Below are 18,149 nucleotides of genomic sequence, written 5' to 3'. Positions count from 1 at the left end.
ACCATTACAGTTCGTTGAGCGCCATATTCAGCTGCAACACGTTGATCGTCGGTGTGCCGAGGAATGGCATCAGTGGACGATGCGTCATCTTTTCAATCAGCGCCTCGACCTGCGCCACCGGCACCTTGCGGCTGGCGGCGACACGCGGCGCCTGCCAGCGCGCGGCCTCCGGTGAAATATCCGGGTCCAGCCCGCTGGCTGAGGCAGTGACCAGCTCGACCGGCACGGCAGCCGGTACCTGCGGGTTCGCGGCCCGCAGCGCAGCGACGCGGTCGGCTACCGCTTTATCCAGCGCCGGATTGCTGGCGGCCAGGTTGCTGCCGCCTGAGGAGAGCGGGTTATAGGGTTTATCGCCTGTGGCTGAAGGGCGGCCCCAGAAATAGTTGGGCTGGGTAAAGTTCTGGCCAATCAGTGCTGACCCGCGCGCCACGCCATCTTCCTCCAGCAGCGAGCCGCTGGACTGGGACGGAAACAGCCATTGCGCCAGACCAGTAGTAAGCAAAGGATAAACCACGCCGGTGACAAGCGTAAGCAGCAACAACAGTAAAATTGCCGGACGTAACTGACTCATTTTTCTCTCCTCAGGCCATGCCTGAAAACACTAACAGCAGATCGATCGCTTTGATGCCGACAAACGGCACCAGCAGGCCACCCAGACCATAAATCAGCAGGTTGCGGCGCAGCAGCGCAGCGGCGCTCAGTGGGCGGTAGCTGACGCCTTTCAGGGCCAGCGGGATCAGGAAGACAATCACCAGGGCGTTAAAGATCACCGCCGACAGGATTGCGCTGGCGGGCGAGTGCAGCTGCATCACGTTAAGCATGTTGAGCTGCGGATAGGTCGCCGCAAACGCCGCCGGGATAATGGCGAAATATTTCGCCACGTCGTTGGCAATACTGAAGGTGGTCAGCGAACCGCGCGTCATCAGCATCTGTTTACCGATGTGCACCACTTCCAGTAGCTTGGTCGGGTTAGAGTCGAGGTCGACCATGTTGCCCGCCTCTTTCGCCGCCTGGGTCCCGGAGTTCATCGCCACCGCCACATCCGCCTGCGCCAGTGCTGGCGCATCGTTGGTGCCGTCACCGGTCATCGCCACTAAACGGCCTTCGGCCTGATACTGACGGATCAGCGCCAGTTTGGCTTCTGGTGTGGCCTCTGACAGGAAGTCATCCACGCCCGCTTCTGCGGCAATCGCCGCGGCGGTCAGTGGGTTATCACCGGTGATCATCACCGTTTTAATACCCATTTTGCGCAGTTCGGCAAAGCGCTCTTTGATGCCGCCTTTCACGATATCTTTCAGCGCCACCACACCCAGCACATTTGCGCCTTCTGACACCACCAGCGGCGTGCCGCCACTGCGAGCCACCTCTTCCACCTGCGCATTCACTTCCGCAGGGAAACGACCATGGTTCGCTTCGATATGACGGCGAACGGCATCGACCGCGCCTTTGCGGATCAGCCGATCCTGCACATTCACGCCACTCATGCGGGTCTGGGCTGAGAACGGAATAAAGCTGGCGTCCATGCTGCTGAGATCGCGTTCACGCAGGTTAAATCGCTGTTTCGCCAGTACCACGATGCTGCGGCCTTCCGGCGTCTCATCGGCCAGCGAGGCGAGCTGCGCGGCGTCCGCCAGCTGCTCTTCGCTGACGCCTGGCGCGGGCAGGAACTGGGTCGCCTGACGGTTACCCAGCGTGATGGTGCCGGTTTTGTCCAGCATCAGCACATCCACATCCCCTGCGGCTTCCACCGCACGACCGCTGGTCGCGATGACGTTTGCACCCAGCATCCGGCTCATCCCCGCCACGCCAATCGCCGACAGCAGGCCGCCGATAGTGGTCGGGATCAGACAGACCAGCAGTGCCACCAGTACCGTGACGCTGACCGGTGTGCCGCCCCATGCCGAGAACGGCCAGAGCGTCACGGTCGCCAGCAGGAACACGATGGTCAGTGATACCAGCAGGATGGTCAGGGCGATCTCATTTGGCGTTTTGCGGCGTTTTGCGCCTTCCACCATGGCGATCATCCGGTCAAGGAAGGTTTCGCCCGGGTTGGCGCTACAGGTGATCACCAGCCAGTCAGAGAGAATACGGGTACCGCCCGTCACGGAAGCAAAGTCACCCCCTGACTCACGAATAACCGGTGCAGATTCACCGGTAATGGCGCTCTCATCCACTGAGGCACCGCCCTCCATCACTTCACCGTCACAGGGAATGATATCGCCCGCTTCTACCAGCACCGCATCGCCTTTGCGCAGCGCATCGGCACTGACCTGCTGCCACTCGGCACCATAGCGCGCCGCTGAGAGTTTTTTGGCAAAGCTGGTCTTTTTGACGCCTTTCAGGCTGCTTGCCTGGGCCTTGCTGCGCCCTTCTGCCAGCGCCTCTGCCAGGTTGGCGAACAGCACGGTGAACCAGAGCCAGACCGCAATCGCCCCGGTAAAGCTGGCGCTGCCGTTGATGCGCCCGGTCAGCATGCCCACCGCCAGCAGCGAGGTGAGGATGCTGCCGAGGTAGACCACAAACATCACCGGGTTACGGAACTGTACCCGGGGATCGAGCTTTTTCACCGCATCCCAGGCCGAGGTACGCAGCAGGGCTGCGTCAAATAACGCCTGTTGTTGACGACTCATGAGGATTGTCCCTGAACAAGTTGCAGATGCTCAGCCACCGGGCCCAGCGCCAGAGCAGGAATAAAGGTCAGTGCACCCACCAGCAGCACGGTGCCAATCAGCAGTGCAATAAACAGCGGACCGTGAGTTGGCAGTGTGCCGTTACCTACCGGCTGCACTTTTTTAACCGCCATCGCACCGGCAATCGCCATCACCGGGATGATGATGCCGAAACGGCCCAGCAGCATGCAGACAGCCAGTAACAGGTTCCAGAACGGCGTGTTGGCACTCAGTCCGGCAAAGGCACTGCCGTTGTTATTGGAAGCCGAAGAGACCGCATAGAGCACTTCACTGAAGCCGTGGATGCCCGGGTTTGCCATCGCGCTGCGCCCGGCGTCGGTCATCATCGCCAGTGCAGTGCCAATCAGCACCAGCGCCGGGGTAACCAGAATCGCCAGTGCGGTCATTTTCATTTCCCACACATCGACTTTTTTACCCAGGAACTCCGGGGTACGGCCAATCATCAGTCCGGCAATAAAGACCGCCAGCAGTACAAACAGCAGCATGCCGTAGAGGCCGGCGCCAACACCGCCAAATACCACCTCGCCCAGTTGCATCAGCCACATCGGCACCATGCCGCCCAGCGCGGTAAAGGAGTCATGCATGGCATTAACGGCACCGCAGGAGGCAGAAGTGGTAATGACCGCGAACAGGCTGCTGTTAAGGATGCCAAAGCGCGTCTCTTTGCCTTCCATGTTGATGGCGCTGTCGGCCCCCAGCTGGAGGAAATGCGGGTTGCCCTGCAGTTCGGCCCACATCACGACGGCGACCGCCGCCACAAACATCAGCGTCATCGCCCACAGCAGCATATGGCCCTGACGACGGTCACGCACGCTTTCGCCAAACGCGAAGCAGAGCGCTGCCGGGATCAGGAAGATGCTCAGCATCTGCACCAGATTCGTCAGTACCGTCGGGTTCTCAAACGGATGGGCGGAGTTGGCGTTAAAGAAGCCGCCACCATTGGTACCCAGCATTTTGATCGCTTCCTGCGACGCCACCGGTCCCATCGACAGCGTCTGCTGCACGCCTTCCAGCGTGGAGAGGCTGTGATAAGGCGAGAAGTTCTGGATGCTGCCCTGACTGACAAAAAACAGCGCCATCAGCAGGCTGATCGGCAGTAAGACGTAAAGCGTGATGCGGGTCAGGTCGCGCCAGGCGTTACCCAGGGTCGCAGAGCTGCGATTGGCGAAGCCACGGATCAGCGCAAAGGCTACGGCGATACCGGTCGCGGCAGAGAGGAAGTTCTGCACCGTCAGGCCCACCATCTGACTGAAATAGCTCAGGGTGCTTTCGCCACTGTAGGATTGCCAGTTGGTGTTGGTCACGAAGCTCACGGCGGTGTTCAGCGCCAGATGCCAGCTCAGGCCTGGCAGCTGCTGAGGATTCAGCGGCAGCGAGCCCTGCAGCAGCAGCATAGCCAGCAGCACCACGAAACCCAGCGCGTTGAACAACAGAATTGCCAGCAGGTAGTGAGGCCAGCGCATGTCCGATGCCTGCGCGCCCAGCAGTCGCCACAGTGGCGCTTCCAGGCGGGCAAACACCGGCTTGTCCGCCACTAACGAGGCCAGACCCCGTCCGAGCGGCTGCGCCAGTGCCATCAGCAGCACCAGATAAAATGCGATGAGTAAAAAAGCATTGGCCGCCATCAGAAGGCCTCCGCATTTAACAGGGCATAGATCAGATAGCCCAGTAACAACACCACCAGCACAATGCCGGTTATTACGCCCACGCTCACAGGAACCTCCAGAGGATTGGATTTATGGCTTAGCTTGCGCGGAGGCGTATAAAGACGGGGTTAAAATGCAGCGGGCGGGCGTAAAAATAGTGTAAAAATGGCGAAAAATCAGGCGACTTCCAGCGCCCAGATACGATTAAGATCGACGTTACCCCACAGCTTGCTGTCTTCTGCACCGACAATGCTGTCGGTGCAGAAGCTGTCGCCGAGGTCGAGCTCTTCCGGTTTCACTTCACGCTGAGCGTGCAGCGACCAGAAAACGTGCACACAGGGACGCATCAGCGATTTCTCACCCGCTTTCACCACTAACGCCACCCGGCCAGAGGCCAGACGCACCAGCGATCCCACCGGATAGATACCAATGGTTCTGACGAAGGTGTGCAGTAGTGCAGGGTCGAAATGCCCGCGCCAGCTCAGCATCTGATGCATCGCCTCTGCTGGCGTCCAGCCGTTGCGATAGGAGCGGGTCGAGGTGACGGCATCATAGACATCACACACCGCCGCCATTCGGGCGTAGAACGAAATCGCCTCGCCTTTCAGGCGGTGCGGATAGCCGCTGCCATCATATTTTTCATGATGATGAAGAGCGATATCGAGCAGATCGTCGTCAGCGTTGGCCTCTATCAGCATCTGCGTGCCGACCACCGGATGCTCACGCATCACCCTGAACTCCTCTTCAGTCAGCTTGCCCGCTTTGTTCAGGATCGCCAGTGGCACAGCCGCTTTGCCGACATCATGCAGTAAACCGCCCATGCCCACCCGGCGCAGCTGCTGCTCATCCAGCCCGAGTTTTTTACCCAGCGCAATCATCAGCCCGCAGACCGCCATAGAGTGCAGATAGGTGTAGTCATCATGATTTTTCAGCCGCGCCACGCTCAGCATGGCGGAGGGTTCACGCGTGATCGATCCGGCGATTTCATCCACCAGGTCCATCATATAATCGAGCTTCAGGCCGTTACCCAGCCGCGCTTCGTTGAACATCGCCCGCACTTTCGGTTTGCCCTGCTGAAAGATCTGCTGCGCCTGATCCATTTCCTGAAAAAACGGAGTGCGGCCAATGGTTCTTTTTGCGACCGTGGTGGCGATCGGCGTCTGAACCGATCGATCGAGGTCGATCCAGAGCTGGCGGATCCCTTCGCTGCGTAGCGTGGCAATTTGTCGTGGATCGGTGATCAGCATCTGATTATGAATGCGCTGCTCTTTTATCCACCAGACTTCCAGCTTGTGGATAAACATCCCCGGGCGCAACTCATCAATGGTAATCAGCTTAATCACGCTATCACTCCTTAACATTAACGGTTGGGATAAGGTGATATCGGCAGCCGGGCTGATTTTCTTCAGGCTGTTTTGTGCGAAGTCTGGGGTCGGGAGAGCGGTCAGAGGAGAGGCGAACTCTTCAGACAGAACGATAAATCGTTGTTCAGGTCCAGACTGAGCGGGACAACAAATCCATAATCATCCATGGAAGATTATGGATTTTCCCTTAACAGCCAGATCGTTAAACGGATTATTTATGACTTGATGGATCGTCTTGAGTGCAAGAGTAAAGATTCGAACACTCTCAGTCAGTGTAACGAAACCACTCGTAACCCTAAACAATAGTTTTTGCGTAACTCAATAGAATTATTTATATTTATGACGCATATTTTTTACTTACCAATGGTACTAATAATAGGATCATAACCCTGTTTTAAATGACGGAGAATGGATGCATGGCGAAGAACTTAGCCCCCCGGATATTGTGTAGTGGAATGTCCCGGAACACTTGAATATCAGGCGCGGGAACTGTTCAGAGATACACGTTCACCCGCTACCAGCCTGTTTATGAAACTTAATGCAGATACGCCGTATCTTAAGCCAGGGCAAATCCTGATTGTGGCTGACTCCGATACATCCCCTCAGCTTACAATGCAGTTGCTAACAACGCTCCGTCAGGCTAAGAATAAAACTAATGCGGCATTGATTGGTGTGAACGACGATGACGCCAGTTTTATGCAAAAACATTATGGAACGATTGCCGCACTGACAGGTGCTGGAGACAAGATTTTTAGCACTCCAGGAGATGCGGGTGAAAAATATTTTAATGCTATTGAACAAACTCTGAAAAAAATCGAAGTCAGCTTCCAGAATCAGTTCCGCACGCAGGGTTCTCTGATAGGCCAGCAGTTCTTTGTTGAACGCAATCAGCTATTACAGCAGCTTAAAGAGCTGGTCAATAAGCCGCTGTTAAAATCCCTTGCACGGTATACTGTAAAATTCCAGCAGTATGACAATATGAAGCGCGCATTAAATCTCTCCAGCCGCTCGATAGTGCATGAATGGTCTACTGTTGGAATAGGTGGCATTCCAGGGTATTCATACTATGTCGGTAATGCAGCCAGAGCTGCGCGTTTTTTAAAGACTGGCGGACTCATCGGGATTGGATTCGCTTTTGCAGGCACGACTAATGATGTGGTTGATGCATGCAGCAAAGGGCGCGAGGATGAATGTGGGAAGATTGCCGTTAAAGACTACTCAAAGTTTGCTCTCACTACAGGTGGAGGGATGTTGGGTGGTGTTTGGGGCAGCTCTGCCGCGTTAGCTGGCTGTGCGGCTATTGGAATAGCAACAGCGGGCGCTGGTGGTGTTGCATGTGCAGTTGTAGGGTCGGTCGCCGGTGGTATTGCAGGTAGTTCAGGCGTCGAAACTATAATTAATAAAGTTGCAGAATATTATGATAACTAATAAATTGCTGGCTGGTACTTCATTATTTTTTGGTGGGCTGGGATGCGGCCTTCTGATTCTGTCGCTTATAATATATTTAATCAAACGACAGGATTATTATAACCTGGTCTCTTCTTACAGAGAGAAATATAATTTCCCCGGCCCCTGCTCCTTTTATTATACGACTGGCTTCTTCGGAGTTTTTCCGGTTTTACGGTTTTACGGTTTTTCATAAAATTAAGTCGCAGACAGAAAATAAGCTACCTTGCCATCAATGATTCTGGCTATGATTTCTTTGAAAATAATAAACAGAAGATATCTCCCTGGATGAAGATTTATTCTTTTTTTTGGTTTGCCGCTACCTCATGCTATATCTTATTTGCTATCTTTGGACTGCTTTTACCTTAACAGTTAATGGCCCAACTAAGGGCCTTTCTTTAGATCCCGCCAGCCCAACCGAAACACAGTAAACGTTTTTTCGATATTCTCAATCAGCTGCGGTGGCAGAAATTTCCCTTTGTTCAGCACTTTACATTGCTTTAATGCCATCTTCTTTCTCCTGATTGTTAAATGATGCCGGGCGTCCGGTCTCTTCGCCGACGCGTTCAATCGGCCCCATCACCAGCAGGAACAGCAGCGCCGCGACCACGCAGTGTGCCGCCACAAACGCCAGTCCAATGCTGTAGCTACCGGTCAGCCCAACGATGATGCCGAACAGCAGCGGCGTGGTGAAACCGGCAATATTGCCGATGCCGTTAAAAATGGACCCCGCCAGACCCACCGCCTCTTTGGGTGCGGTATCACTGATCACCGTCCAGGTGCCTGCGCCAGCCGCGATGCCTTTGCCAAAAAAGGCGAAGGACATAATGGCGATGATGCCGCCGTTACCAGGAATGATCGCTGCCAGCACCAGGCTGGACGCCATCAGCATGCCGACGATATAGGGCGTTTTACGCGCCCAGGAGACGCTCCAGCCTCGGGCGATTAACTTGTCTGACAGGTAACCGCCACTGATGCCGCCCAGAAAACCGAACAGCGCTGGCGCAATAGTGGCGAATCCCGCTTCCATGATGTTCATGCCGCGCGCCTGCACCAGATAGATTGGAAACCAGGTAATAAAGAAGTAGCTGAGCGCAATGATGCAGTACTGACCGAGATAGGCGCACCAGAGCATGCGATTGGTGAGCAGCTTTCTGAACATCGCTTTGCTGACCGGTGGTCGTGCTTTCAGCGTCTGCGCCGCATCGATATCCACCAGCGCGCCACCGTCGACAATGTGGCGCAATTCACTTTCCGATACGCCGGGGTGGTTACGTGGCTCGCGCATCCAGGCCGCCCAGACCAGGACCGCCACCAGACCGATGCCGCCCAGCACAAAGAATGGCCATTCCCAGCCAAAGCGCGAGACCAGCCAGCCTGAAAGCGGCGAGAAGATAGCGACAGCAAAATATTGCGCCGAGCTGAACAGCGATGATGCGCGTCCCCGTTCTGCGCCCGGAAACCACATAATGACCACGCGCGCATTAGCGGGAAAGCTGGGTGCCTCTATGAGTCCCAGCATAAAGCGCAGCCCAAACATCAGCATCAGCGCGCCGGTCATGCCGCTGGAGAACTCGCCCACAAATCCCATCGCCAGCGTTGAAACTGACCAGAGCGCCAGTGTAACGCCATACACTTTTTTGGCCCCGAAGCGGTCAAGCAACAGTCCGCCAGGAATCTGACCGATGACATAGGCCCAGCTGAAAGCAGAGAGGATCAATCCCAGCTGGATCGCTGACAGACCGAACTCCTCTTTGATTGCCGACCCGGAGATCGAGAGGATCGAGCGGTCGGCGTAAGCCACAACCGACAGAAACAGGATCAGGCAGAGGATCCCGATGCGGACATGGGTCGTCCGTTGAGGCGTTTGTTCTTTAGGCATGAGCTGAATTCCTTAAAAAGCGGCAGGTTGCGCCACGAGGTTTTTTTCAGGAATAACGCTGAGAATTCCCGCTTCTGGAAATATAGATAGGAGGCTAACGATGGGTCACTGTGCAGATGTCAGGATCGTCTGGCCCGATTAAACGGTTTTCTGACAATCCTCACAACTGCCCGTGCGGCACTGCACAAAAGCGCGAAAAGCTGCGGCTCACTACTGCAGAGTGTGCACCAGGTCGGGGATTTCCCCCGCGCTGACCGCTATGACAAGGCGATTTTACGGCAAAATGTGGCGGCGCTAGCAAGAGTGAAAAGGACCGGTTGTCAAACCTGATGGCAGTTTCTAATCTGCAAATGATCCTGCCTTTCCATTTTTATAATAAATGAAAATTCCATTCCATCCGGTAACCTCGGGAGCCTCTAATGAAAAAACATGCATGGGCAATACTCTGTCTGCTCTCTCTTTCAACACCGGCGCTGGCTGAGAAGATAGGTGTCTCGATGGCCTATTTCGACCAGAACTTCCTGACCATCATCCGCCAGTCGATTGAGAAAGAGGCTAAAGTGCGCCAGCTGGAGGCGCAGTTCGATGATGCACGTGGCGACGTAGGGCGTCAGACCGATCAGGTGCAGAGCTTTATCAGCGCCGGGGTGGATGCGATTATTGTCGACCCGGTGGACTCTGCCAGTACGCCAGCCCTGACAAAACTGGCGCAGCAGGCCCATATTCCACTGGTCTATGTTAACCGCTCACCGGGCGATAAAACCCTGCCGCCAGGCGTGGTGTTTGTTGGCTCTGACGAGCGCGAGTCAGGCACGTTGCAGATGGAAGCGCTGGCAAAGCAGGCCGGTTACCGTGGCAACGTCGCCATCATGATCGGCAACCTCAGCGATGCGGGCGCGCTTCAGCGCACCAAAGATGTGGAGCAGGTGGTGGCGAAGTATCCCAATATGAAAGTGGTGCTGAAGCAGACCGCTAACTATGCACGCAATGAGGGGATGGATTTAATGCTCAACTGGCTGTCGAACGGTGAGGATATCGATATTGTCGCCGCGAACAACGACGAAATGGCAATTGGCGCCACGATGGCCATTGCTCAGTCGAAGCCGAAGAAAACCATTCTGGTGGGCGGGATTGATGCCACGCCGGATGGCCTGAAAGCGCTGGCCAGCGGTAAACTGGCCGTAACCGTGTTCCAGGATGCCGTGGGTCAGGGCAAAAAATCGGTTGAAGTGGCGCAGCAGATGATCAAAGGCCAGAAGGTAGATTCTCACCAGTGGATCCCGTTTGAGCTGGTAACGAAGCAGAATATGCAGCACTACAGCAATAAAAATCCGTAATGCAACACGGAGCGGCCGTGATGCCGCTCCGGTTATCACTTCTCGTGCAGCAGCTTCGCCATCATCACCACGTCGCGCAGCTGACCGTCGCGGAGTGCCGCCTGCCGCATCACCCCTTCCCGCTCAAAGCCCAGCCGCTCATAGAGCCGCAGCGCCCGTTCGTTGTCGTGAAACACCTCCAGCTCCATACGGGTAATGCCCAGCCAGTTGCGGGAGTAGTCCATTGCGGTGCGAATCAGCCGCTCACCGACCCCGCGACCGCCGAAATCGGGATGCACGCCCAGTCCAAAACTGATGCAGTGGCGGGTGCGCGGCTTGTTATCGACAAACAGCGTCAGCTCACCGACCAGCTCGTCATCAATTTCTGCCACAAAGGCGATAAACCCCTCGGCGTCCATTCGGGCAATTTTTTTCTCCCAGGTCGCAACGCTGGGAAACGGCAGTTGCAGTGTCCAGGGATAGACATCGGGATGACTGTAGAGGCGCTGATAGGCGGCGGCATCCTGCGGTTCCCGTGCCCGAATAATGATTTCCATATTTTCTCCTTTTAGCCGAACGGGGTTCATGCACTAAGCTGTAGCTCTTTACCGGACGGAAAGAGTATCGCTATGTTGTATCGTCGTTTTGAGCGTTTTATCAATATATTTCATGATGCACCCACCGATTCGCCGCCCTCAACGGTCTGGTCGTTTTACCTCTACTACCTGCGCCAGGTCTGGCCCAGTTTCGCAGCACTGCTGGTGGTGGGGCTGGCGTCAGCGCTGATCGAAGTGTCGCTGTTCAGCTATCTGAGCCGCATTATCGATATGGTGAACCACTCCACACCCGCCAGCCTGTTTCAGGATAACTGGCCGATACTCCTGTGGATGGGAGCAGTGGCGCTGATTCTGCGGCCGATTTTTATCGCCCTGCACGACATGCTGGTTCACCAGAGCATCAGCCCGGGCATGACCAACCTGATCCGCTGGCAGAATCACAACTATGTGCTGCGCCAGAGCCTTAACTTTTTCCAGAACGATTTTGCAGGTCGTATCGCCCAGCGCATCATGCTGACCGGCAGTTCACTGCGTGATTCCGCGGTGCAGCTGGTCGACGCTATCTGGCACGTGCTGATCTACGCCGTGACGTCGCTGGTGTTGTTTGCCGATGCCGACTGGCGGCTGATGATCCCATTGATTATATGGATGGTCGCTTACAGCGCCTCGCTTCGTTTCTTTGTGCCGCGCGTCAAAGCCCGTTCGGTGGTCTCTTCAGAGTCGCGTTCAAAGCTGATGGGCACCATTGTTGATGGCTATACCAATATTGCCACCATCAAGCTGTTTGCCCACAGCGATCTGGAGCGTAAGTATGCGCGTGAGGCGATGCAGGAGCAGACGGAAAAAACTCAGCACGCTGGCCGCATGGTCACCAGCATGGATCTGACGCTGTCAGCACTGAACGGCCTGCTGATTGTCTCTACATCCGCGCTGGCGCTGTGGTTGTGGAGCCAGTCGCTGATCAGTGTCGGCGCCATTGCGCTGTCGACCGGTCTGGTCATCCGCCTGGTCAATATGTCTGGCTGGATCATGTGGGTCGTCAATGGCATCTTCGAAAATATCGGTACGGTTCAGGATGGCCTGAAAACCATTGCGCAGCCGCTGAGCGTGCAGGATGCGCCGCAGGCTAAACAGCTTAAGGTGACGCGCGGCAACATCCGATTCGAGGATGTGCGCTTTGACTATGGCGGTGGCCGTCAGGTGATTAACGGCTTTAATCTCGACATTAAACCGGGCGAGAAGATTGGTCTGATTGGTCCTTCGGGGGCCGGTAAATCGACGTTAGTGAACCTGCTGCTGCGTCTTTATGACCTTAACGGTGGGCGGATTGTGATCGACGATCAGGATATCGCCGCAGTGACGCAGGAGAGCCTCCGTAGCCAGATTGGCATGATTACGCAGGATACCTCGCTGCTGCACCGTTCGATTCGGGAAAACCTGCTCTATGGCCGTCCTGACGCCAGCGAAGAGGAATTACAGCTTGCGATTCACCGCGCCCGCGCCGATGAGTTTATTCCGCTGCTCTCCGATTCACTGGGCCGCACCGGGCTGGATGCACACGTGGGGGAGCGCGGCGTGAAACTGTCGGGGGGTCAGCGTCAGCGTGTGGCGATTGCCCGCGTGCTACTGAAAGATGCGCCGGTGCTGATCATGGATGAGGCCACCTCGGCGCTGGACTCCGAAGTGGAAGCGGCGATTCAGGAGAGCCTGGAGTCACTGATGCAGGGCAAAACCGTTATTGCGATTGCACACCGCCTGTCGACCATCGCGAAGATGGATCGACTGGTGGTGCTGGATAAAGGCGGTATTGCTGAGATGGGCAGCCATCACGAGCTGCTGGCGCAGAACGGTCTGTATGCCCGTCTGTGGCAGCATCAGACCGGTGGCTTTGTCGGCATCGATTAATCGCCGCGTCGATAGGGTAAGGCGTCGCGTGCTTCTTCCGCCCAGCCGCGCACGCCTTCCCGCTCCTGCACCAGAAAATCGGCCACGGCATCGCGCAGGCCGGGATGCAGCAGATAGTGCCAGGAGTGGGTAATCTGCGGCTCAAAGCCGCGCACCAGCTTGTGCTCGCCCTGCGCACCCGCATCAAAGCGCGTCAGCCCTTCATCCAGGGCTAAATCCATTCCCTGATAGAAACAGGTTTCGAAGTGCAGCCGATCAAACTCCGCCAGGCAGCCCCAGTAGCGGCCATAGAGCGAGTGGCTGTCCCGCAGATAAAAAGCCATTGCCGCCGGTTGCTGCTGTAAGCGGGCGATCACCACCACAATATTCTGCGGCATTCGTTCCGCCAGCAGACTGAAGAAGTCGCGCGTCAGATAGGGCCGCTGACCGCGCACCGCATAAGTGTTGGCATAACAGGTATAGACAAAATCCCACTGATCTTCGCGCAGCTCATCACCGCGATAGCGGTCAAACACAAAACCGCTCTGCGCCACCTGTTCACGCTCTTTACGCAGCTGTTTGCGCTTGCGCGACATCAGCGTGTCCAGGAAATCCTGAAAATCGCGGTAGCCGCGATTATGCCAGTGATACTGACAACCGAGCCGTAAGAGCCAGTCGGGCTGATCGGCCAGCAGCGCGTTAGCCTGCGCATCGGTAAAATTGATGTGCGCACCGCTTAAGCCCTGCTGCAACAGGCTTTCCGGCAGGGCTGAAACCAGCTGAGACGCGGCCGAGGCTTCTCCCAGCAGGCGTGCACCGGTGACCGGGCTGAAGGGTATCGCGCCCAGCCATTTCGGGTAGTAGCGGATGCCGGCGCGCTGGCTGGCATCCGCCCAGGCATGATCAAAGACATATTCGCCCTGTGAATGTCGTTTACGGTAGCCCGGCAGCGCGGCGCGGGTCACGCCCTCTTCCCGCCACAGCAGATGGTCAGGCTGCCAGCCCGCCTCAAACCGTACGCTGCCACTCTCTTCCAGCGTCAGCAGAAAGGCGTGGCGCAAAAATGGCTGGTCATCAGGCAACAGCGCATCCCACTCGGCGGCCGGAATCTCCGCCAGTGACGTCAGGTGAATCAGCGACATGAAATACTCCAGTGAACGTCGGGCAGAGAATCAGTCAAGCAGGTTTTCCGCGCCAGCGAAAGGGTTAAGGCACGCAAAGTGAAGGCTGCATCGCCTGGCCACAGCCCCTATACTGCGACTTTACCTCCTCAGGACTTCGCCATGGATCGACTCGATTGTGACCGGATGTTTGTCACGGTGCTGGAAACCGGCAGCTTTTCTGCCGCGGCGTTGCGTCTCGGCACCAGCAGCAGTCAGGCATCAAAACTGGTTTCAAAGCTGGAGCAGCAGCTCGGCGTGCAGCTGTTTAAGCGCAGCACGCGCGCGCTGTCGCCCACCGATGTCGGACGCAGCTATTATGAGCGGGTGAAGAATCTGCTCGATGCCTTTGAGGCGCTGGATGCCAGCGTGCGTGAAAGTGCGACGACGCCCACCGGCAGGCTGAAAATCAGCGCACCCGGCTCCTTTGGCACGGCGGTATTGTCTCAGGTGCTGGTGGCGTTTGCCCGCCGCTATCCGTTGATTGAGCTGGATGTCAGCTTTTCAGACCGGGCCGTGAACATCGTCGATGAAGGTCTTGATATGGCGATCCGCATCGGCACGCTCAGCGACAGCAGCCTGGTGGCGCGCAAGCTGAGCGAAGTACATGTGCGTATCGCCGCATCACCGGTCTATCTGGAGCAGTTCGGCACGCCGCAGCACTGGCGTGACATGGCACAGCATCAGTGCATTATCGACACCAATTTTCGCGATCCCTGGCACTGGCCGTTTACCAGCGGGGACGGCAGCAGTGAAATTGTGACTGTGCCGGTGCGTGGACGTTTGCGCTTCGCCAATACTGAAGCCTCTCTGCAGGCCGCCATCGCCGGTCTGGGCATTGCGCGTTTGCCCGGTTTTATTGCGGCCCCGGCGCTGCAACGTGGGGAGATTGTCCGGCTGCTGGAAAATTTTGAGACGCCACCGCTAGGCTTGTTTGCGGTTTATCCGCCGGCCCGTCATCTGCCACATCGGGCACGCCTGCTCATCGACTTCCTGGTGACGCACTTCACGCACGCTCCACCGGCGTGATTTCTTCCATATTGGAAGAAATCATTGTCTTACAGACCCGATTATCAGTCGTTTAGTCATCAGTTAAGCTACTTCTCTCACCACAGAGGAGTTGCGCGATGTTAGTAGAAGGCAAATGGAGTAGTGACTGGCATCCGGTGCAGGCTACCGATAAACAGGGCGGATTTGTTCGCCAGACATCCGGTTTCCGGCACTTTATCAGTAGCGATGGCTCGACTGAATTCGCCGCCGAACCGGATCGTTACCACCTCTATGTGGCGCTGATCTGCCCGTGGGCGTCACGTGCGCTGATGGCCCGCAAACTCAAAGGGCTGGAGTCAATGATTAGTGTCACGGTGGTTGAGCCGCAGCTCGGGGCTCAGGGCTGGCGCTTCGGCACGTTTCCCGGCGCACAGCAGGACCCGCTGAATAACGCGCAATATCTGCATGAAATCTATACCCGTGTCGCGCCCGATTACACCGGCCGCGCCACCGTGCCGGTGCTGTGGGACAAGAAGACCGGCACCATCGTCAATAATGAGTCCGCTGACATTGTGCGCATGTTTAACAGCGGCTTTGGCGATCTGGCCGATAACCGCATCGATCTCTATCCTGCAGCGCTGCGCCAGGAGATTGACGCGCTGAATGAGAGTCTCTATCAGCGTCTGAATAACGGTGTTTATCGTGCTGGCTTCGCCACTACCGCCCTCAGCTATCAGCAGGCATTTAATGACGTCTTTAGCCAGCTCGATGAACTGGAAGCCCTGCTCAGCGATGGTCGCACCTTCCTGCTGGGAGAACGGCTGACTGAATCCGATATTCGCCTGTTCGTGACGCTGATTCGCTTTGACGCCGCCTACCATGGCCTGTTCAAATGCAACCTGCGCCGGATACACGACTATACGCTGCTGAATCGCTATCTTAAGAGCATGTTATCGGTCTCCGGCGTACGTGAGACGGTCAGTATCGATCACATCAAACAGGGTTATTACTCGATCAAGGCGCTGAATCCGAACGGGATTGTTCCGGCTGGCCCGGATATGAGTGAATACAATTTGTAAGGGCATAAGCTAAAGGAGCAATGATGGCAAAAGCACTGGTAATTTTTCTGCATGGCGTGGGCAGTAACGGCGACGATCTGGCACCAATTGGCCGTCACTGGGCGACGCTGTTGCCGGATGTGATTTTTGCCTCTCCCAATGCGCCTGAACGTTTTCCCGGTGGTTTTGGCTGGCAGTGGTTCAGCCTGGCGGACATCACACCTGAGAACAGGCCTGCCCGTGTTCGGGCAGCGCGGGCGGCATTTGATGCAACCCTTAGCGAGATTATTGCGCAGCACGGCTTCGCGGAACGCTGGCAGGATGTGGTGCTGGTCGGCTTCTCGCAGGGATCGATCATGGCACTGGATGCCCTGGCGTCAGGCCGTTATCCGCTGGCAGGCGTGGTCGCCTTTTCCGGGCGTCTGGCGGTTGACGGTGAATTAACCCCGCAGGCTCATGTGCCCGCGCTGCTGATTCACGGTCAGGCCGATGAGGTGATCCCGTGGCAGGAGAGCGAATCTGCCGCAGCACGACTCCAGGCCGCAGCGGTGCCGGTCGACGCGCGCTTTGAACCCGCCACCGGCCACACTATTTCCGCTCAGGGTGCTATGCACGCCGCCGGATTTATCGGCCAGTGTTTACAGGATTAACCCCAGTAGCGGTTTAACGCCTGCCAGGCATGACGTGCTGCGACGTCGGGCGGCAGGCGTTTCAGCGTATCATTAAAGACTTCGATGCCCACCGGCCCCTGATAGCCCGCACTTTTCAGCTTATCGACGAAGCGTTCAACATCAATAATGCCATCGCCGGGCAACTGACGATGGTGTTTTGCCATCGCCATCAGGCTCTGCTTATCCTGCGCGGGAACCGCGGCCATATCACACAGCTGCACTTCATAAATACGGTCGGCAGGAATGCCGTCCAGCTGCGAGGCGTCACCGCCCAGTGCGCAGATATGGAAAAGATCCACCACCAGCCCGATATTGGGCTGATCGAGCCGCTGCAATCGCTGCCACGCCAGCGGCAGCGTATTGTCCACGCTGCACCAGGCCATCGGCTCATACATAATGCGCATGTTGTAGCGTGCAGCTTCAGAGGCCATCCAGCGCAGGTCATCATCAATCTGGTCGGCGCAGCAATCTTCACGGGTGCTGGCCGGTGCCTGAATCGTGTCGCAGCCCAGCGTCCGGGCAATCTGTATAAACTGGCGCAGCTCTTCGCGCTTCTGGCACCGTAGCGCACCCGGTGCGCCGGTAAAATCGCGCAGCACCTGCAGATTAGTAAAGCCAGGTCCCTTCAGTGCGCTGATCTCAGCCAGTGCTGCCGCACCGCCCTCGTATGCGTCAACATCCTCGCGCCAGATCTCGACCTGATCAAAACCGGCGTCGCGCGCCGCCTGCAGTTTCTGGTCGGGTTCACCGTTTAACAACACCAGGTTAAGGAAGGTAGGATTGGTTCGCATGGCTCGGCTCCTTAATCGTCCGGAATAATCGGTGACGTTCAGCGTTACGCCCGCAATAGCCATGCGGGCGTAAAACCTGAAACAGTATCTACCTCTTAAGCGTTAAGACAAGCGCCGATTAGCCAGATCAGCCCAGCAGCGTGACCAGCGCAAAACCCGCAAACGCCATCAGCAGTGAGCCAATCACATGCACTAGCGCGCTGGCCATCGCCCACATATATTTTCCGGTCTGAAGCAGCCCCATTAATTCCGCAGTAAACGAGGAGAATGTTGTCAGGCCGCCACAGAGTCCGGTGACGATCAGCAGTTTCCAGATCGGGTCCACGTCGGGATGGCGCACAAACCAGGCCATTGCGCCGCCGATCACCAGCCCGCCGATCAGATTCACCAGCAGCGTGCCCGGCGGCAGATTAGGAAAGAGCGCATTAAAACGCATCGAGAACAGCCAGCGCAGTACACAGCCGGCAGAGCCGCCGATCATCACAGCCAGTAACGGTTTAAACATGTGTTGCTCCTGATAACAGAGTAATGCCGGGCTGAGGGGGGAAAGGCAGAGATAAACTGCGCCTGACACCTCAGCTCCCGCGAAAGGATTGAGTGTCAGGCGTCATCAGCCGGTGTTAAGCCCACCGGCGGTTGGGAAAGGTGGCACGCCATCACCTTGAGCCGGTGATAATACGACGCCCGTTTCAGG

The 18,149-nt window shown here is 56.7% G+C and carries 16 protein-coding genes and 1 riboswitch; of the genes, 6 read left to right on the top strand and 10 right to left on the bottom strand.

Features of this window, described 5'->3' with window-relative positions:
* Positions 1 to 4: 4 nt before the first annotated feature.
* The 5 genes from kdpC to KTJ90_RS01185 all read right to left on the bottom strand — a co-directional run bounded on the left by kdpC (position 5) and on the right by KTJ90_RS01185 (position 5,679).
* Positions 5 to 571 (bottom strand): potassium-transporting ATPase subunit KdpC, encoded by a 567-nt coding sequence (gene kdpC, locus KTJ90_RS01205; protein ID WP_485526175.1) that lies wholly within the window; start codon positions 569 to 571, stop codon positions 5 to 7.
* A gap of 10 nt (positions 572 to 581) precedes the next feature.
* Positions 582 to 2,630, bottom strand: a complete 2,049-nt coding sequence (gene kdpB / locus KTJ90_RS01200; RefSeq protein ID WP_105099943.1) for a potassium-transporting ATPase subunit KdpB — start codon at positions 2,628 to 2,630, stop codon at positions 582 to 584.
* Positions 2,627 to 4,315 (bottom strand): potassium-transporting ATPase subunit KdpA, encoded by a 1,689-nt coding sequence (gene kdpA / locus KTJ90_RS01195; RefSeq protein ID WP_499025847.1) that lies wholly within the window; start codon positions 4,313 to 4,315, stop codon positions 2,627 to 2,629. Before kdpA ends, kdpB begins: the two co-directional genes overlap by 4 nt.
* A complete protein-coding gene (gene kdpF, locus KTJ90_RS01190) occupies positions 4,315 to 4,404 on the bottom strand; it encodes a K(+)-transporting ATPase subunit F (protein ID WP_010253443.1) in 90 nt (29 codons plus the stop codon). The genes kdpA and kdpF overlap by 1 nt, the downstream gene beginning before the upstream one ends.
* Before the next feature lie 108 nt (positions 4,405 to 4,512).
* Positions 4,513 to 5,679: an HD-GYP domain-containing protein gene (locus KTJ90_RS01185; protein ID WP_008926329.1), complete on the bottom strand. Its 1,167-nt coding sequence runs from the start codon at positions 5,677 to 5,679 to the stop codon at positions 4,513 to 4,515.
* A gap of 471 nt (positions 5,680 to 6,150) precedes the next feature.
* Here KTJ90_RS01185 and KTJ90_RS01180 point away from each other — a divergent pair, with 471 nt between their 5' ends.
* A complete protein-coding gene (locus KTJ90_RS01180; protein ID WP_078805105.1) occupies positions 6,151 to 7,128 on the top strand; it encodes a hypothetical protein in 978 nt (325 codons plus the stop codon).
* A gap of 508 nt (positions 7,129 to 7,636) precedes the next feature.
* On the opposite strand, the gene KTJ90_RS01175 is transcribed toward KTJ90_RS01180, so the two are convergent.
* On the bottom strand, positions 7,637 to 9,028 hold the full coding sequence (locus KTJ90_RS01175; RefSeq protein WP_003852073.1) for an MFS transporter: 1,392 nt from the start codon (positions 9,026 to 9,028) through the stop codon (positions 7,637 to 7,639).
* Between the two features lie 419 nt (positions 9,029 to 9,447).
* Between KTJ90_RS01175 and KTJ90_RS01170 the strand changes: the two genes are divergently transcribed.
* Complete coding sequence (locus tag KTJ90_RS01170; RefSeq protein WP_497817196.1) at positions 9,448 to 10,365, top strand: sugar ABC transporter substrate-binding protein; 918 nt, start codon at positions 9,448 to 9,450, stop codon at positions 10,363 to 10,365.
* Between the two features lie 35 nt (positions 10,366 to 10,400).
* On the opposite strand, the gene KTJ90_RS01165 is transcribed toward KTJ90_RS01170, so the two are convergent.
* The gene (locus KTJ90_RS01165) at positions 10,401 to 10,901 is read right to left on the bottom strand and encodes a GNAT family N-acetyltransferase (protein WP_003852070.1); all 501 of its coding nucleotides are present in this window, start codon (positions 10,899 to 10,901) and stop codon (positions 10,401 to 10,403) included.
* A 72-nt stretch (positions 10,902 to 10,973) separates the two neighbouring features.
* On the opposite strand from KTJ90_RS01165, the gene KTJ90_RS01160 reads away from it, so the two are divergent.
* The gene (locus tag KTJ90_RS01160; RefSeq protein WP_008926335.1) at positions 10,974 to 12,806 is read left to right on the top strand and encodes an ABC transporter ATP-binding protein; all 1,833 of its coding nucleotides are present in this window, start codon (positions 10,974 to 10,976) and stop codon (positions 12,804 to 12,806) included.
* On the opposite strand, the gene KTJ90_RS01155 is transcribed toward KTJ90_RS01160, so the two are convergent.
* Positions 12,803 to 13,927 (bottom strand): GNAT family N-acetyltransferase, encoded by a 1,125-nt coding sequence (locus KTJ90_RS01155; protein ID WP_078805100.1) that lies wholly within the window; start codon positions 13,925 to 13,927, stop codon positions 12,803 to 12,805. The genes KTJ90_RS01160 and KTJ90_RS01155 overlap by 4 nt on opposite strands.
* A 141-nt stretch (positions 13,928 to 14,068) precedes the next feature.
* Here KTJ90_RS01155 and KTJ90_RS01150 point away from each other — a divergent pair, with 141 nt between their 5' ends.
* The 3 genes from KTJ90_RS01150 (at position 14,069) to KTJ90_RS01140 (ending at position 16,643) form a co-directional block, all read left to right on the top strand.
* Positions 14,069 to 14,974, top strand: a complete 906-nt coding sequence (locus KTJ90_RS01150) for a LysR family transcriptional regulator (RefSeq protein WP_499025843.1) — start codon at positions 14,069 to 14,071, stop codon at positions 14,972 to 14,974.
* A gap of 98 nt (positions 14,975 to 15,072) precedes the next feature.
* On the top strand, positions 15,073 to 16,014 hold the full coding sequence (locus KTJ90_RS01145; RefSeq protein ID WP_182630269.1) for a glutathione S-transferase family protein: 942 nt from the start codon (positions 15,073 to 15,075) through the stop codon (positions 16,012 to 16,014).
* Between the two features lie 23 nt (positions 16,015 to 16,037).
* A complete protein-coding gene (locus tag KTJ90_RS01140) occupies positions 16,038 to 16,643 on the top strand; it encodes an alpha/beta hydrolase (protein ID WP_039661131.1) in 606 nt (201 codons plus the stop codon).
* On the opposite strand, the gene KTJ90_RS01135 is transcribed toward KTJ90_RS01140, so the two are convergent.
* Both KTJ90_RS01135 and crcB read right to left on the bottom strand, forming a co-directional pair.
* Positions 16,640 to 17,455, bottom strand: a complete 816-nt coding sequence (locus KTJ90_RS01135; protein WP_039661130.1) for a sugar phosphate isomerase/epimerase family protein — start codon at positions 17,453 to 17,455, stop codon at positions 16,640 to 16,642. The two genes, KTJ90_RS01140 and KTJ90_RS01135, sit on opposite strands and share 4 nt — an antisense overlap.
* Before the next feature lie 127 nt (positions 17,456 to 17,582).
* Positions 17,583 to 17,960 (bottom strand): fluoride efflux transporter CrcB, encoded by a 378-nt coding sequence (crcB, locus tag KTJ90_RS01130; protein WP_003852055.1) that lies wholly within the window; start codon positions 17,958 to 17,960, stop codon positions 17,583 to 17,585.
* Between the two features lie 89 nt (positions 17,961 to 18,049).
* Positions 18,050 to 18,125: riboswitch (Fluoride riboswitch) on the bottom strand.
* Positions 18,126 to 18,149: the final 24 nt, after the last annotated feature.

It is taken from the genome of Pantoea jilinensis (assembly GCF_019104105.1).
Classification (GTDB): domain Bacteria; phylum Pseudomonadota; class Gammaproteobacteria; order Enterobacterales; family Enterobacteriaceae; genus Pantoea; species Pantoea eucalypti.
Note: the sequence above shows the minus strand (reverse complement) of the source record. Positions and strands in the feature narration are given on the sequence as shown.

Bases quoted from the DNA above. Each gene is read 5' to 3' on its own strand.
- KTJ90_RS01145 (WP_182630269.1), top strand. From the start codon at position 15,073: ATGTTAGTAGAAGGCAAATGGAGTAGTGACTGGCATCCGGTGCAGGCT.
- KTJ90_RS01170 (WP_497817196.1), top strand. From the start codon at position 9,448: ATGAAAAAACATGCATGGGCAATACTCTGTCTGCTCTCTCTTTCAACA.
- KTJ90_RS01165 (WP_003852070.1), bottom strand. From the start codon at position 10,901: ATGGAAATCATTATTCGGGCACGGGAACCGCAGGATGCCGCCGCCTAT.
- kdpC (WP_485526175.1), bottom strand. From the start codon at position 571: ATGAGTCAGTTACGTCCGGCAATTTTACTGTTGTTGCTGCTTACGCTT.
- KTJ90_RS01150 (WP_499025843.1), top strand. From the start codon at position 14,069: ATGGATCGACTCGATTGTGACCGGATGTTTGTCACGGTGCTGGAAACC.
- kdpB (WP_105099943.1), bottom strand. From the start codon at position 2,630: ATGAGTCGTCAACAACAGGCGTTATTTGACGCAGCCCTGCTGCGTACC.
- KTJ90_RS01155 (WP_078805100.1), bottom strand. From the start codon at position 13,927: ATGTCGCTGATTCACCTGACGTCACTGGCGGAGATTCCGGCCGCCGAG.
- crcB (WP_003852055.1), bottom strand. From the start codon at position 17,960: ATGTTTAAACCGTTACTGGCTGTGATGATCGGCGGCTCTGCCGGCTGT.
- KTJ90_RS01135 (WP_039661130.1), bottom strand. From the start codon at position 17,455: ATGCGAACCAATCCTACCTTCCTTAACCTGGTGTTGTTAAACGGTGAA.
- kdpA (WP_499025847.1), bottom strand. From the start codon at position 4,315: ATGGCGGCCAATGCTTTTTTACTCATCGCATTTTATCTGGTGCTGCTG.
- KTJ90_RS01140 (WP_039661131.1), top strand. From the start codon at position 16,038: ATGGCAAAAGCACTGGTAATTTTTCTGCATGGCGTGGGCAGTAACGGC.
- KTJ90_RS01175 (WP_003852073.1), bottom strand. From the start codon at position 9,028: ATGCCTAAAGAACAAACGCCTCAACGGACGACCCATGTCCGCATCGGG.
- KTJ90_RS01160 (WP_008926335.1), top strand. From the start codon at position 10,974: ATGTTGTATCGTCGTTTTGAGCGTTTTATCAATATATTTCATGATGCA.